The organism is Acinetobacter sp. YH12097 (genome assembly GCF_013419225.1).
In the GTDB taxonomy this organism is placed as follows: domain Bacteria; phylum Pseudomonadota; class Gammaproteobacteria; order Pseudomonadales; family Moraxellaceae; genus Acinetobacter; species Acinetobacter amyesii.
Map to the genome: position 1 here is coordinate 1 of NZ_VPAN01000021.1, position 14,373 is coordinate 14,373.

General features: G+C 39.0%; 15 protein-coding genes, 1 rRNA gene and 1 pseudogene. 6 read left to right on the forward strand and 11 right to left on the reverse strand.

The window, feature by feature from the left end:
- The 5 genes from FTU37_RS10230 to ftsY all read right to left on the reverse strand — a co-directional run.
- Window positions 1-125: ribosomal RNA gene (locus FTU37_RS10230) — 16S ribosomal RNA — on the reverse strand; the annotation flags it as partial.
- 511 nt (window positions 126-636) lie between these two features.
- On the reverse strand, window positions 637-1,314 hold the full coding sequence (locus FTU37_RS10235; RefSeq protein WP_180124305.1) for a DUF2057 domain-containing protein: 678 nt from the start codon (window positions 1,312-1,314) through the stop codon (window positions 637-639).
- A gap of 183 nt (window positions 1,315-1,497) precedes the next feature.
- Window positions 1,498-2,091 carry a nitroreductase family protein gene (locus tag FTU37_RS10240; RefSeq protein ID WP_168379659.1) on the reverse strand — a complete coding sequence of 198 codons (594 nt, stop codon included), beginning with the start codon at window positions 2,089-2,091 and terminating at the stop codon, window positions 1,498-1,500.
- Window positions 2,092-2,305: 214 nt separating this feature from the next.
- Window positions 2,306-2,992 carry a nitroreductase family protein gene (locus FTU37_RS10245; RefSeq protein WP_180063081.1) on the reverse strand — a complete coding sequence of 229 codons (687 nt, stop codon included), beginning with the start codon at window positions 2,990-2,992 and terminating at the stop codon, window positions 2,306-2,308.
- A 174-nt stretch (window positions 2,993-3,166) separates the two neighbouring features.
- Window positions 3,167-4,273: a signal recognition particle-docking protein FtsY gene (gene ftsY, locus FTU37_RS10250; RefSeq protein WP_168379661.1), complete on the reverse strand. Its 1,107-nt coding sequence runs from the start codon at window positions 4,271-4,273 to the stop codon at window positions 3,167-3,169.
- Window positions 4,274-4,523: 250 nt separating this feature from the next.
- Here ftsY and FTU37_RS10255 point away from each other — a divergent pair.
- Window positions 4,524-5,837: pseudogene (locus tag FTU37_RS10255) on the forward strand (M16 family metallopeptidase); the annotation flags it as partial.
- Window positions 5,838-5,960: 123 nt separating this feature from the next.
- Entirely contained in the window at window positions 5,961-7,532 is a 1,572-nt protein-coding gene (locus FTU37_RS10260; RefSeq protein WP_373686309.1) for a M16 family metallopeptidase, read from the forward strand.
- Here FTU37_RS10260 and FTU37_RS10265 read toward each other — a convergent pair.
- Both FTU37_RS10265 and FTU37_RS10270 read right to left on the reverse strand, forming a co-directional pair.
- Window positions 7,456-7,779, reverse strand: coding sequence for a hypothetical protein (locus FTU37_RS10265; RefSeq protein ID WP_180124287.1), 324 nt, complete (start codon window positions 7,777-7,779; stop codon window positions 7,456-7,458). The two genes, FTU37_RS10260 and FTU37_RS10265, sit on opposite strands and share 77 nt — an antisense overlap.
- Window positions 7,780-7,888: 109 nt before the next feature.
- Window positions 7,889-8,248, reverse strand: coding sequence for a hypothetical protein (locus FTU37_RS10270; RefSeq protein WP_078188493.1), 360 nt, complete (start codon window positions 8,246-8,248; stop codon window positions 7,889-7,891).
- A gap of 222 nt (window positions 8,249-8,470) precedes the next feature.
- Here FTU37_RS10270 and FTU37_RS10275 point away from each other — a divergent pair, with 222 nt between their 5' ends.
- The 4 genes from FTU37_RS10275 (at window position 8,471) to FTU37_RS10290 (ending at window position 10,233) form a co-directional block, all read left to right on the forward strand.
- Window positions 8,471-8,704: a hypothetical protein gene (locus FTU37_RS10275; RefSeq protein WP_078188494.1), complete on the forward strand. Its 234-nt coding sequence runs from the start codon at window positions 8,471-8,473 to the stop codon at window positions 8,702-8,704.
- A gap of 139 nt (window positions 8,705-8,843) precedes the next feature.
- Window positions 8,844-9,221 (forward strand): DUF2750 domain-containing protein, encoded by a 378-nt coding sequence (locus FTU37_RS10280; RefSeq protein ID WP_078188495.1) that lies wholly within the window; start codon window positions 8,844-8,846, stop codon window positions 9,219-9,221.
- A 106-nt stretch (window positions 9,222-9,327) separates the two neighbouring features.
- The gene (locus FTU37_RS10285) at window positions 9,328-9,759 is read left to right on the forward strand and encodes a CBS domain-containing protein (protein ID WP_078193901.1); all 432 of its coding nucleotides are present in this window, start codon (window positions 9,328-9,330) and stop codon (window positions 9,757-9,759) included.
- A 123-nt stretch (window positions 9,760-9,882) separates the two neighbouring features.
- Window positions 9,883-10,233 (forward strand): hypothetical protein, encoded by a 351-nt coding sequence (locus tag FTU37_RS10290; protein ID WP_180060180.1) that lies wholly within the window; start codon window positions 9,883-9,885, stop codon window positions 10,231-10,233.
- Between the two features lie 9 nt (window positions 10,234-10,242).
- Here FTU37_RS10290 and trpB read toward each other — a convergent pair whose 3' ends face one another.
- The 4 genes from trpB to FTU37_RS10310 form a co-directional block, all read right to left on the reverse strand.
- On the reverse strand, window positions 10,243-11,451 hold the full coding sequence (trpB, locus tag FTU37_RS10295) for a tryptophan synthase subunit beta (RefSeq protein WP_180005109.1): 1,209 nt from the start codon (window positions 11,449-11,451) through the stop codon (window positions 10,243-10,245).
- Between the two features lie 131 nt (window positions 11,452-11,582).
- A complete protein-coding gene (locus FTU37_RS10300) occupies window positions 11,583-12,770 on the reverse strand; it encodes a VWA domain-containing protein (protein WP_078188499.1) in 1,188 nt (395 codons plus the stop codon).
- 203 nt (window positions 12,771-12,973) lie between these two features.
- Window positions 12,974-13,426, reverse strand: coding sequence for a hypothetical protein (locus FTU37_RS10305; protein ID WP_180124288.1), 453 nt, complete (start codon window positions 13,424-13,426; stop codon window positions 12,974-12,976).
- 79 nt (window positions 13,427-13,505) lie between these two features.
- A complete protein-coding gene (locus tag FTU37_RS10310) occupies window positions 13,506-14,357 on the reverse strand; it encodes a MoxR family ATPase (RefSeq protein ID WP_180124289.1) in 852 nt (283 codons plus the stop codon).
- Window positions 14,358-14,373: the final 16 nt, after the last annotated feature.

Here is a 14,373-nt window from a genome sequence, read left to right on the forward strand (position 1 = left end):
TTCCTAAGCATTACTCACCCGTCCGCCGCTAGAAATCGGTAGCAAGCTACCTATTCCCGCTCGACTTGCATGTGTTAAGCCTGCCGCCAGCGTTCAATCTGAGCCATGATCAAACTCTTCAGTTTAAAATCAATAGTACCTTAAAGGGTACCAATCTTGGCTCATCAATTACTGACAAAAATTTGCTCAAATAAACTTCGAGTAATTTCTACCATTAATCAATGAAAATAATTTCGATCGATCAATCAGTAAAAATCCACACAAGTTATTCTTCATAATCTCTTAATGATCTTCTTAATGCTTCGTCAGCAAATAAGAAAACAACATCAAACAACTCAAAACCTTATGTTTATCGCTGTCTGCGTTGGTATGCAGCGTATTCTATAGAGTTTCAAAACAAACACAAGCCCCTATCACAGAAATTTCTACGATATTGCGCTTGAGTGTTTATTTTTTAAACTAAAAGCAATTTATTGCTTATTTAAAGATCAATATATCCGTATATTTTGCCTTATGAAAGACGAATTTTATAATTCTTGGTGATTTTTATATTCTTCAATCTAAAAAGCCCGTAATTCAACGGACTTTTCAAATAACACGGATTTTAAGAAAACCAATGAAGTTACGAAAGTGACTTTAGTTTGCTTGCTCAGCCAACCAACTCATGAATTTTTGACGTTCAGCCTTACTAGCCTTCTGCCAAAGCTGAATTAATTGTTGATCTGCTCCATTTTGATGAACAGCCACATTTTTTGGAGTAGCTACAGGAGATACTACGTTCGTTGGCTTTACTGTTACGGATTGTGCATAAACAGGTGCTGGTTGATTTTCTGGCACAGCTTCTTTCTTCGTAAAATCTACAGCATTACCCAAAACACCATTAGAGAAAATCGTTTTTTGTTCTTTCTTTGCCCCTGCTTGCTGCACAAGCAATTGATTAGATTTGTCATACAACCCAAATATCGGTTGGTCTTTATATTTTTGCGCTGCATCAAAATCTTTTGGTGCATTGACTAGAGCCAAACGATACTCTTGACCATCAATTAGTGCTGGAGTACGAATAGCCGCAACACCTGACTTTAAAATATCATGGGAATTATCAGCATGTTGAAAAAATTCGCTATAACGTACTGTTAATAGGTTTTCACCTGCATCTAGCTTATATTTCTCGGTAGATCTAAATAAACCACCGGTAACTTCTTGATCATTAACTGCAACTATTTTAATTTCTTCCGGAACAGTCAAAGTTACAGCTGCAAATCCGGCACTACTTAACATCAGCGCTGCAGCAGCAACAGTTAATCTTAAAGTCATCATTATCACTCTTTATCAATTATTTAGTTTCGATTGCACTATGCAATGCATATGTGACAATCTTATGACATCTAACAATCACTGTATATTTAGTTTCAAGTCATTATTTAGATATTCATTCAAGAATTTTACATATAAAAAAAGGATGCTTAAAGCATCCCTTTTTAATTCATCACACCATCATTACTTGAATGTTTTGAATCGCTCTTCATCTGCAATAAAGGTTTTTTCACCTGCAGGCGCTTCAATCGAACCGAAAACAAGTTGTGCACGTAGTTTCCATTGATCTGGCACATCAAATGCCGCAGCTGTTTCAGCATCAACAATTGGATTGTAATGTTGTAATGACGCACCAATATTTTTTTCAGCCAAAGCCGTCCAAGTAGCAAATTGAGCAATCGCCGTTGAGTGTTCAGACCATACTGGGAAATTATCTGCATAAAGTGCAAATTGTTCTTGGAGTGCTTTTACTACAGCCTGATCTTCATAAAATAATGCTGTACCAAAACCTGCTGCAAAACTATTAATCTTGCCATTGGTTCCTTCAAATGCATCTGCAGGTACAATTTTACGTAAAGTTTCACGTACGATATTCCAGAATTTTTGATGTGCATCACCAAACAGAATAACGACACGAGACGTTTGAGAGTTAAATGATGACGGACTTAAACGTACTGCATTTTTAATGGTTTGCTCAATTTCATCTTGCGATAAAGTAACGTTATTACCAATAGAATAGATTGTGCGACGTTGTTCGATTTGATTCAAGAATGACATTACAAGACCTCTTTTTATTTTCAATTAGCTGACTAAGTTGAGATTTATAATAGGTGATGTTTTTAACAGTTGCATGACTATATTTACAACATTGTGTCTTATTTCTAGAACAATCAGTTGCAAGCATCTAAATACCTACAACCCACTTACATTCAAATATTGGTTCACAGTCTTTAGGACAGCAGAAATCAAAGCAACCTACAGAACATAGAAATTACTCATAAATTCTAAACTGATCTTGATCTTCTGGTTCTAAACGTTCAGGCGCTTGACCTTCAATTGAACCAAAGACCAACTGCGCACGTAGCAGCCATTGTTTTGAAATATTAAAGTGTTCGGCAACGGCATAATCAATGTGTGGATTATAGTGTTGTAAACATGCGCCTAAACCTGCATCTGCGATCGAAGTCCATACTGCGAATTGCGCCATACCTGACGTTTGCTCCGACCACACTGGAAAATCTTCTGCACTTAATGGCACTTTCTTTTGTAATTGTTGAATCACAGCTTGATCTTCATAGAAAAGCACAGTTCCCAGGCCAGCTGCACACTGATCTATTTTGAGCGCCACACCTTCAAAAATATAACTCGCAACATTCTTGCGTTGTACGTCTTTTACAATGTCCCAAAATTTTTGATGAGATTCGCCAAATAAAACTACAATACGTGTGCTTTGCGAATTATATGCAGATGGACAACTTCTTACGGATTCTTGAATCAGTTCCGCCAAATAAGCCTGACTGTAATGCACCTTTTTTCCAAGCTCATAAATACTTCGACGTTTCTTTAGTTGGTCGACAAATGACGCTTCTACTTCTTGTTCGGTAGTTTTCTTTTTTAATTTAAAATCTTTAGTGATATCCGCAGTCAATACATGACCAATTTTATCGAGTAACGCCACCCTAAACACCCCAAAGCAATTTTTATATATAACAACAATTCCTTACTTATTCTAAGGGTATATCAGGCTAAATTTTGACTATGATTTATTCACATGTTGCTTTTTAAATCAATCAGTAAGTTCAAAAACAAAAAACTCCGCATTTTGCGGAGTTTATGTGACATTTAACGCAATTTATTTATCAGTTTCAAATAATGCTGCGACAAATGATTTTGCTGAGAATGGACGCAAGTCATCAATTTTCTCACCTACACCAATAAAACGAATTGGCACATGGGTACGGCTTGCAATATTAAATAACACACCACCTTTCGCAGTACCATCCAGTTTAGTAATGGTTAGACCTGTAAGCCCTACTGCCTCGTCAAACATTTCAACTTGGTTAATGGCATTTTGACCTGTACCTGCATCAACAACCAACATCACTTCATGTGGAGCTGTAGCGTCAATTTTTTGCATTACACGTTTTACTTTAGACAACTCTTGCATGAGGTGTCCTTTGTTGTGTAAACGACCTGCGGTGTCTGCAATCAGCACGTCTACGCCTTTTGCACGAGCACTTTCGAATGCATCAAAAATAACTGAAGCAGAATCTGCACCATGACCTTGCGCCACAACTGCAATATTATTGCGTTCGCCCCAAATTTGTAATTGCTCTGTTGCTGCTGCACGGAATGTATCACCAGCAGCCAACATTACTTTTTTACCTTCACCTTGTAAGCGTTTTGCTAATTTACCAATCGTGGTGGTTTTACCCACACCATTTACACCAACAACCAAAATCACATACGGATTTTTATTGCTGTCGATATGTAGCGGTTTAACACGTGGTGCAAGTAATGCCACAAGTTCTTCTTGAAGCGCTTTATATAAAGAATGTGAATAGATTAAATCGCCACGTTCAGTACGTTCAGTTAAGTTCGCAATAATCGTTTTAGTTGCATCGACACCAATATCAGCAACCAAAAGTTGCTCTTCAACTTCCTCTAAAAGCTCATCGTCAATTTCCTTCCCACCGATCAGGATATTCACCATGCCGTCTGCCAAGTTCTTACGTGACTTTGCTAGACCTTCTTTCATTCGACTAAAGAAGCCGCCTTTCGCCTTCGAGTCTTCAGTTTCTGACTCTGTTTCTTGTAATGGTGCAGCAACGTCTTGCTGTACTTTCGGTGTCTCGATAATCGGCACATTTACCGCAGGTAAACTCGGTAGCGTAACATCGTCATCACCGATATCAGCATCAATCAAAAATTTATTCTGCCCATGAGATTGCTGTTGCATGCCGAATCCTTGAAAAGCACTGCGTTAAAAAAACCGATTCTATCATAAGTTATCTTAAATTGAGTCGATACACGCCTGTCAGAGCGAAGCACACTAAAAAACAACATGTTGAACTTGCAATCAAAATTAACTTTAGGAAAACTAGATAGCTATAAAATGCATTTTAATGGATTCCTTTGTGTCCCATAAAAACAGATTTTCTCCTTGTCTTTTTAAAACTTTATTTCGCTCTGCGCTTCCTATCTGTGTCATTAGCAGTTGCCTTTGGTCAGCAACTCATCTACATGCAGACACACGTACCCAATTAACGCGTAGCACCTTTGAAACCACGCTTAAAAATGGTTTAAAGGTCATTATTCGTGAAGACCACCGTGCGCCGATGGTAATGACTCATATTTGGTATCGTGTTGGCAGTAGTGATGAGTCGGGCAATCTATTAGGGATCTCTCATGCACTCGAACATATGATGTTTAAAGGAACCACCAAAGTTCCTAATGATGAATTTACACGTCTCAGCCGTATCTATGGCGGCAGTATTAACGCTGCAACCTTTACCAATTACACCAATTATTATCAGTTGTATCCAAAAGCCTATTTCCCTATGGCGCTGGAGCTCGAAGCGGATCGTATGAGTAATTTACGATTACAACAACAAGATTTCGACCCTGAAATTAAAGTGGTTATGGAAGAACGCAGACAGCGCACAGATGATAACCCTCGTTCTTTGGCTTATGAACGTTTCAAATGGATCTCTTATCCGACCAGTCATTATCGCCAACCCGTCATTGGGCATATGAAAAATCTGCAAAACATCAAATTGGCAGATTTAAAACAATGGTATAAAGATTGGTATACCCCGAATAACGCCATTTTGGTGATTGTTGGTGATGTCGATGCCGAAGCAGCCATTCGTCAAGTTCAAAAATACTTTGGTGATATTCCATCACGCAAAACACCTGATCGTAATGATGTGATGGAATTCGAACGTGTGGGCTATCGTCACATGGAACTAAATTTGCCCGTACAAGTGCCTAATTTGTATATGGCGTGGAATGTACGCTCACTGGCTACCGCAAAAAACCCACAAGATGCTTATGCTCTCAATATTATTCGCAACATTTTAGATAGTGGTATTTCATCGCGCCTACAAGACAAACTGGTACGCGATAAAAAATTACTCACCGCTGTAAGTGTTTCTTATGATCCATACAATCGTGGTGATAGCTTGTTTACCATTTCAGCACTCCCTGCCGATGGCGTCAAAATGGAACAAGCTCAAAAAGCCATACAAGATGAAATCGAAATATTAAAAACAGAATTAGTCAAAACACCTGAAGTTGAACGTATCACCACACGTTTTGTCTCCAATTTAGTCTATAACCAAGATGACATCAGCAGCCAAGCCAAGACTATCGGTAACTTAGAAGTCAATGGACTCAGTTTCAGGCTAATGGATGAATTACCTAAATTATATGAAAACGTCAGCGCACAAGATATTCAACGTGTCGCCAATGCGTATTTTGTCCGAGAAAATTTAAGCACCATGTATCTGCTTCCGGAACAGACGGAGGTTCCAACAACCTCAAATAAAGCAGATCAAACTACAAAACCGGCTCAAACGGAAGTTGTTATTCCAGAGCAACAAACCAGCTCAACCCAAAACACAGAAAGCGTCTTGTAAGGATTAGTGATGACTATTACGAAAATTTTATCTCTAAGCTTACTCACTGCGTTTGGCTCACTCCTCCATGCAGAAACTTATACGGAAAATGTTCCTGACCTCAACGATAACCCGAGCCAATTACAATCTATCCCCATGCTGCAAAGTTTAAAGAATTTACAGATTGATAAAGACTACCGTGCTCCACTTGTTCAAGTGCTGAAAAACCGAAATGGTGTGAATAGCCTGTTTGTTGAATCGCAAGATCTACCCATGGTGGATATTCAACTGACCTTTAATGCAGGTTCTGCTCGTGATGAAGAAGTCGGAAAAGGCTTGTATGGTGTTGCCAACATGGCTGCACGTTTAATCGATGAAGGCACAGAAAAATACAATGCAACGCAAATTGCCTCGGTTTTTGACCAAACAGGTGCTCAATTTAGCGTGCAAGCACATCGAGATATGTTTGTCGTTCGGTTACGCGTATTGTCAGACCCTAAAAAATTAGAACCTGCTTTAAGTATGATGATGGACGTGATTAAAAATGCGACTTTTAAAACCTCTAGTCTAAACTTAGCTCTCAGTAATAACCAAGCTGGTCAGAAGCAACTCCAAGAAAGCCCAAGTCGCTTAATGAATATTCGTTTCTATCGGGCTGTATACGGCACACATCCTTATGCAGAACCGATTACGGGAACCAATGGCAGTATCAAAAAAATAACACCAGACATTTTAAAGAAGTTTCGTGATCAATTTTTAGTTGCTCAAAACATGAATATTGCCATTACAGGTAAACTCAGCAAAAAAGAAGCGCAAAACCTAGCAGAACGTATTTCTGGAAACTTAAACCAAGGTGAAAAAGCCAAAGCGCTTGCACAACCAGAAGAAAAACAAGGCTTTGATATTATCCATCTTCCCTACAATTCCACCCAAGCCAACGTCATATTTGGACATTTAGGCACCACACGCGATAACAAAGATCGATTAGCCTTAGAAGTAGCCAATCGAATGTTTGGCGGTGGTGGTTTTAACTCGGTCCTCATGCAAGAGCTTCGTGTTAAACGTGGTTATACTTATGGTGCCTATAGTGCATTTAGCTTTAGCCAAGCACCCGGAATCTTTAGTTTTAGCTATGGAACACGTCAAGATCAGCTTATAGATAGTATTCGAGTGGCACATAAGGCTTTTAATGATTTTGTCAAAATGCCTATTGATCAAAAACAAATGGAAGAAACCAAAGCCGGTATGCTGCGTGCTTTTCCAAATAATTACAGCAGTAATGCAACGATCAATGCACAGCTTGGTCTATTGGGCTTTTATCAACAAGACCCAGATTATTTGACCCAGTACCCTAAATTACTGGAAAAAATAACTGTAGCTGATGTACAAAATGCGGTTCGTACCTATATGCACCCTGAAAATATGACGGTGATTGTGGTCAGTAAAACCTTAGATAAAAATGAAGTACAGCAGATATTGGAGGAGAATGTACAAGCAGCTCCAACCAAGATAATCCCTGCGACTAAGGCTGTTCCTCTGCCAAAGCCGGAAGTTGATGTGCCCGCACAGACTCCATCTGATAAGCATGCATCAATTTAAGATAAGCACCAACGCGAATGTGATCTTGCTGTCTCAGCAGCATCGCCATTTCCTGAGTTTCAGGATAACTTTGCTGCAACGCAAGTCGTGACACGTTTTGGTATTGCTGTACAGAAATTGGACGATATAAGGCAATCACAGCCAATACCAAAATCACCACGATCATGACTGAAACAAAGATATTATAAATTTGCTCTAGCTGTATTTTAGATTTGAATTGAATAATTTTTTCTAAATCAATAGTCATACACTACCTCAGGTTCAAAGTAGTGTATGGCTGACGTTCAAGAAGTTCAAGTCACAGCGCTTAAAACTGCATCAGTCCCCTGTTTCAGTCTGTGAGTTAGCTAAACAATTTAATGAATAATGGTACGTATCACCGCAAAATAAAGTATCAATGCAATAATCGCCAAAACGATAAATACTGCAAAAATACTCATGCCACCTTCTGCATGCGCTGGATGTAAATCGTCATCATCGGCGATTTTGAGTAATTCGCCATTGTATGCATTGTAAAATTCTAAGCGCTGTCCCTTATCTAAATCCCGCGTGAAATCATATACACGTTTGCGCTGTGCCAAACCAAAATCTCCTAAATGAATCTCCTGATGAAAAATTGCGTCATCAAGATTGCGACGATGTAGATGTGCCAACTCCACAATTTGCGCTAATGTCGGAGGATAATCTAAAGTTAAACCGTCTAAAACTTTTGTCATTTTACTTCTCCTTATTATCTACAACTTCTTATGTTAGTATTTTACCCATGAAAACAATTGTTCATTGTTTAATCATGTAAACTATAGCAAATTAGAAATATTTACGTGAATAGTTGACAATTCAAGATAATTGTAATATTAGTTTAATAATACTTAGTTAAATTAGTTAATAGGGCTAAAGAATGGGCCCTTAATGATCATAATTAGAATAAGGAGTTAAATATGATTCAACAATTCTCTCAACATGAACTCGAACATGTATACGCAAATGCGGTAAACACAATTCAATCTCAAATGAACTTCAGCGATGCAGTTCATGAATTGGAAGATGCAGCTCGTGCTGGACATGGTAAAGCAGCGTTATTTTTGGCTGAACTTTATTATCAAGGCTTCCGCGTAGAACGTGACTCACTCAAAGCGCAATATTGGCAGAACATGGCAACCTTGCAAGCATAACAAAACGTCACTAAGGTGGCGTTTTTTACACCCTTCAACTTTTAACTACATAAATTCTTACAATCAAGTTCAAAGCTTACACAGCTTTTTCATAAGAATTTCCTACAATAGGAGCAACATCAACTACACGCTGCATATGATGTCTAAATTAAAGCAATATAAACCTATTCCAAAAGATTTATTTTTCAAAATTAGTATTTTAAAAACCATGATGTACTGTGGAGTCCTTTGGGGTCTCTACCACCAACAAGGTTGGGCAATGACCAGCGATCAAGATCATATTATCTTCCCGTTTTGGCTAAATGGCATTCAAGCGCATAAATATGCCAAAAAGCATTGGCCCAACTACACTCCACGACGCATTACACCAGAAGATTTTGAGGCATCGCTATTACCAACATTGACACGCCTTAAAGTTATCCCTGCGTTGCATAGCTCAAGTCACATTCGTCTCAAGCTCACAACATCACAAATGCGTTTATTCTTTTTTAACCAAGATAAGATTCAAATGGCATAAAACCCTCAGTGCATGTTTGACCTCTGCATGCACTGAAAAGTATTTGCTTTTTTCAAATTTCGCGCTAATTTAAATTAAACAAAAACTACTATAAAGGAATGAAAATATGACTACAGTTGCCCAAGTACTTAAAGACAAAGCTTATCAAGAAATTTACACCATCACCCCAGATGCGACTGTACTCGAAGCCATTTCCCTGATGGCACAAAAAGGCATTGGTGCCCTCGTTGTGACCCATGAAGGCACAGTTGTTGGGATTTTGTCTGAGCGTGATTACACACGTAAAATCGCACTCATGGAAAGAACCTCTTTCGATACCTCTGTCAGCGAAATTATGACGGGTAGTGTCATCACCGTGACAAGTGCCGCGACTGTCGAAGAATGTTTAGAACTTATGACAGATCGCCATTTACGTCATTTACCTGTCGTTGAGGAACAGAAATTAACCGGCTTAATCTCCATCGGCGACCTTGTAAAAGCAGCAATGGATGATCAACGCAAACTGATCGAACAACTTCAACAATATATTTCAGGCTAAACTCAATAATTCCCCCTTAACAAGCTTTAAGGGGGGAATTCTAAAAATCAATAATTTAATATAATTCAAAATTTGTAATGACATACACATTACAAATTAATTACTTTTCTCAATTTCCTTCTTATGCTTAAACCCGCTTTAGATAAATTAGACCAACTAGATGCCATCATTTTAGAATTAGAACGCTTAATGTTATCGATGAAAGACGATGAACTGCTGCAATACCACCGATGTACGATCAATTTAGAGATTGCTTCTGCTGTCGCTGAAATTTTAGATGCAAAGGCAATTATTTATGCGCTACATCCTGAGTTAATTCCAATTACATCAAGCGTTAACCACACTATATATAAAAATTATGTCAAAAAAAATATCCCAGTTAAAAACTGGGATACTTCGAATATAGATCGGGCTATACAACTGCAAAAGATTTTTGCACCATCAACAGATGATGAGCAACTTAGTCTTTTTTAATGGCAGTAATTAATTTAAACCTAATTTTTCAGCCACATAGTCTGAGTCTTTATCGCCCCGGCCTGAAACGTTAACAACAATCTTCACATCTTTGGCAAGTTTTGATGCTTCACGAATTGCCCATGCAACCGCATGTGAACTTTCTAGTGCAGGCACAATACCTTCTACACGTGAAAGCGTCATGAATGCATCTAAACATTCTTGGTCTGTCGCTGTTGTATATTCAACACGGCCTAGGTCTTTTAACAAGCTATGTTGTGGCCCCACTCCAGGATAATCCAAACCTGATGCAATTGAATGCACTGGTAATGGCTCACCCTGTTCATCTTCAAGGACATAACATGCCATACCATGAATTTGACTTGGTTTACCCAATGTCAACGTCGCAGAGTGCATATTGGTATCTAAACCATGGCCTGCAGGCTCCACACCCACAAGTTTTACATCTGTATCATTGAGGAATGCTGTAAATGCACCAACGGCATTTGAACCACCACCCACGCATGCAACCACATAGTCAGGATTTGCACCAAATCGATCATTGGCTTGAACTTTAATTTCATCACCAATAATTGACTGGAAGTCACGGACCATTTTCGGGAATGGATGTGGGCCAACCACTGAACCAATCGCATAAATAAAATTGGTTGGATCTTTTAAATATTCTTCAAAAGCGCTATCTACTGCATCTTTGAGCGTAGCTGTACCACGTGTAACAGAGATCAGGTTGGCACCTAAAATCTTCATTTTCACCACGTTTGGATGTTCTTTTTCAATATCCACTTGCCCCATGTGAATTTCACATGGAATACCTACCAAGGCACAAGCCGTTGCCAATGCTACACCATGCTGACCCGCGCCAGTTTCAGCAATCACTTTGGTTTTACCCATGTATTTTGCTAACAAAGCTTCGCCAAGGCAGTGGTTAATTTTATGCGCACCGGTATGGTTGAGGTCTTCACGCTTTAGGTAGATTTGTGCGCCACCTAATTTGTCAGACAAGCGCTTTGCATAAAACAATGGACTAGGACGTCCAACATAGTGTGCAAACAACTCTTTCAATTCATTTTGAAATTCTTCTGTATGACGAATTTGCTCATAAGCAACATTAATGTCATCCATTGCCTGTTTTAAATCTGGTGGAATGAACTGCCCACCGTATTCACCGAAGAAACCTTCTTCATTAGGTAATGCGATACCATTAATTTGATGATCCATCATATTTCCTTCATGTTGTATGCAAAACAAAGACTTTTAAATACTATCCAATTTTGAAAATAAGAAACAATGCAAAATTGGAGTAAGTAATATAAACATCATTGATAAGAAAAAGTAGCGTTTTTAAAGCTTTAGCGCGCTAAATATTTCGTCATATCTTCCACACCTTTGAGGGTCATCGGGAACATATGATCTTCAAAGATTTGTTTAATCGCAGCAATGGTCTGGGTGTAATGCCAATAACTTTCTTCTTCTGGATTTAACCACGCTGTTTTATCAAAATGATTGCGTAAGCGCTGTAACCACACCTGACCAGCTTCATCATTCATATACTCCACAGATCCACCTGCCGAGTTCAACTCATATGGTGCCATACTCGCATCACCGACAACGATGACACGGTAATCTCGACCATAGGTGTTGAATAGATCCCATGTATTCATACGCGTGCTTGAACGGCGAATATTGTCTTTCCATACATAATCATATAAACAGTTATGAAAATAGAAATACTCTAAAGTTTTAAATTCCGTTTTTGCAGCGGTAAAGAGCTTCTCACATTGGGCAATATGTGAATCCATCGAGCCCCCAACATCAAAAAGCATCAAGACTTTAATGCGGTTACGTCGTTCTGGAACCAACTGCACATCCAAAATACCCTGTTTGGCAGTTTCACGAATGGTTCCGTCGATATCCAGCTCTTCTGCTGCACCTTGACGGGCAAATTTACGCAAACGACGCAAAGCCATCTGCATCTGACGACTGCCGAGAATCTGCTCATCATCTAGGTTTCGGTATTGACGTTGTTCCCACACTTTCACCGCAGATCGTTTACGACCAGGCCCACCAATACGCACGCCTTCAGGATGGTCGCCATAGGCACCAAACGGCGACGTACCACCCGTCCCAATCATCCGATTACCACCCTGATGCTTTTTATGCTGCTCGCGCAAACGCTCTTCGAGCATTTTCATCAGTTCTTCTAAGGAACCAGCTTTTTTTAATTCTTCTCGTTGTTCTGGTGTTAGATGCTTTTCGATGAGCTCAAGGTCAAACCAATCTTTTGGCAGTTTATGTACCTGATTTAATAGCTCATCCAAATCAAAGGTAGCAATACCGTCAAAATAGTCCTTCATTGCACGGTCGAACTTATCAAAGTAACGTTCATCTTTGACCATGACGGTTTTTGCAAGCTGATAAAATTCATTTTGATCTGCAAAGACCAGCCCTGCTGCCACTGCTTGGTTCAAGTCAATCAATTCACGAGTTGAAACAGGAACACCGTATTTTCGAAGGGTATAAAACAATCGCACAAACATAGGCGAATAAAATCCAATAAAAATTAAATATCAGGAGGTCAAATCCAGTGTGAATGCATGTGATCTTGTTATTTCATCTGCAACTGAGTCTTGCCTTTACATCCACCATTATGAAAAATTGATCCTTACAAGTAAAGCCAAAAGCTTTTACTGCGTGTTCATATACGTTGCCCTACTACCCAAAGAAACACATACAGCATGATTTATTCGCAAGTCGCATTTCTTTCTTTAAGTGATTTTTTAAGAGTTTCATATTTGTGCTGAACATTGAGGCGATCTTGCTGCAACTGTTCAATAGATACGATTTTATGAAAACCTTGATGGTTTCTATAGCGGTTAAAATCGCTTAGGTTCAAGATCACAAAATCATAGTATTTCAGCTCGAGTACAGTTGCAGCACAGGTCTTTTGTTGAATGGCTGTGTGAGTTTCGGGATGATCCGATTGATCGATGAGTTTTTCTTTAAGTTGATGTTCTGAAACTTGCGCCCAATACGCATCTTGAAGTAACTGTTGATGCTGCTGTTCAAACTGAGCATCATCCATCGCATAGCTAAAACTAGAAAAATAAAAACTCGCAACCAACAAGAGTGCTGCCGACTTAAACCTCCTAGGTACAGCTAAATGTACACGTGATACGTATGCGCTTGTCTGCATAATTCACCTTTATATTTTTTAATGCTCAAAATAAAAGCCGGATAACCGGCTTTTAAATCTTTTATAGAATTGATATCAATTAACGACGTGACATAAATGCTAGACGCTCAAGCAATTGCACATCTTGTTCATTCTTAATCAAGGCACCATAAAGCGGTGGAATTGATTTTGATTTATCTGTGTTGCGTAAAATATCTTCTGGCATATCATCCGCCATCAGCAAACTCAACCAATCAATCAACTCAGAAGTTGAAGGCGGCTTCTTTAAACCCGGAACTTGACGTAATTTAAAGAAGATTTGTAGTGCTTCAGAAACCAAGGTATTTGAAATATTTTCAAAATGCACATCGATGATTGCACGCATAGTTGCTTCGTCCGGGAATTCAATATAATGGAAGAAACAACGACGCAAAAAGGCATCTGGAAGTTCTTTTTCATTATTTGAAGTAATGATCACGATTGGACGTTGTGTTGCCGTAATCGTTTCACCTGTCTCGTACACAAAGAATGACATTTTATCGAGTTCGTGTAGCAAATCATTAGGGAATTCGATATCTGCTTTATCAATTTCATCGATTAAAAGTACACAACGTTCTTCACTAGTGAATGCTTCCCAAAGTTTACCTGGCTTAATATAGTTTTTGATGTCATAAACACGGTCATCGCCCAACTGACTATCACGCAGACGAGATACGGCGTCGTACTCGTACAAACCTTGTTGAGCCTTGGTCGTCGATTTAATATGCCAAGTAATGAGCTTAAGGCCTAAACTTTCAGCCACTTGTTCGGCTAAAAGTGTTTTACCTGTCCCCGGCTCACCTTTAACCAAAAGTGGCTTTTGCAATGAACGTGCAGCTTTTACTGCAAGTTTTAAGCTATCGGTCGCAATATATTGATCTGTACCAGTAAATTGTTGAGTTTCAACAGACATGACATAACCTTATTTT

Coding starts and splice junctions, on each gene's coding strand:
- FTU37_RS10235 (WP_180124305.1), bottom strand. CDS start 1,314: ATGACTTTAAGATTAACTGTTGCTGCTGCAGCGCTGATGTTAAGTAGT.
- FTU37_RS10240 (WP_168379659.1), bottom strand. CDS start 2,091: ATGTCATTCTTGAATCAAATCGAACAACGTCGCACAATCTATTCTATT.
- ftsY (WP_168379661.1), bottom strand. CDS start 4,273: ATGCAACAGCAATCTCATGGGCAGAATAAATTTTTGATTGATGCTGAT.
- FTU37_RS10265 (WP_180124287.1), bottom strand. CDS start 7,779: ATGACTATTGATTTAGAAAAAATTATTCAATTCAAATCTAAAATACAG.
- FTU37_RS10270 (WP_078188493.1), bottom strand. CDS start 8,248: ATGACAAAAGTTTTAGACGGTTTAACTTTAGATTATCCTCCGACATTA.
- FTU37_RS10275 (WP_078188494.1), top strand. CDS start 8,471: ATGATTCAACAATTCTCTCAACATGAACTCGAACATGTATACGCAAAT.
- FTU37_RS10280 (WP_078188495.1), top strand. CDS start 8,844: ATGTCTAAATTAAAGCAATATAAACCTATTCCAAAAGATTTATTTTTC.
- FTU37_RS10285 (WP_078193901.1), top strand. CDS start 9,328: ATGACTACAGTTGCCCAAGTACTTAAAGACAAAGCTTATCAAGAAATT.
- FTU37_RS10290 (WP_180060180.1), top strand. CDS start 9,883: ATGCTTAAACCCGCTTTAGATAAATTAGACCAACTAGATGCCATCATT.
- trpB (WP_180005109.1), bottom strand. CDS start 11,451: ATGGATCATCAAATTAATGGTATCGCATTACCTAATGAAGAAGGTTTC.
- FTU37_RS10300 (WP_078188499.1), bottom strand. CDS start 12,770: ATGTTTGTGCGATTGTTTTATACCCTTCGAAAATACGGTGTTCCTGTT.
- FTU37_RS10305 (WP_180124288.1), bottom strand. CDS start 13,426: ATGCAGACAAGCGCATACGTATCACGTGTACATTTAGCTGTACCTAGG.
- FTU37_RS10310 (WP_180124289.1), bottom strand. CDS start 14,357: ATGTCTGTTGAAACTCAACAATTTACTGGTACAGATCAATATATTGCG.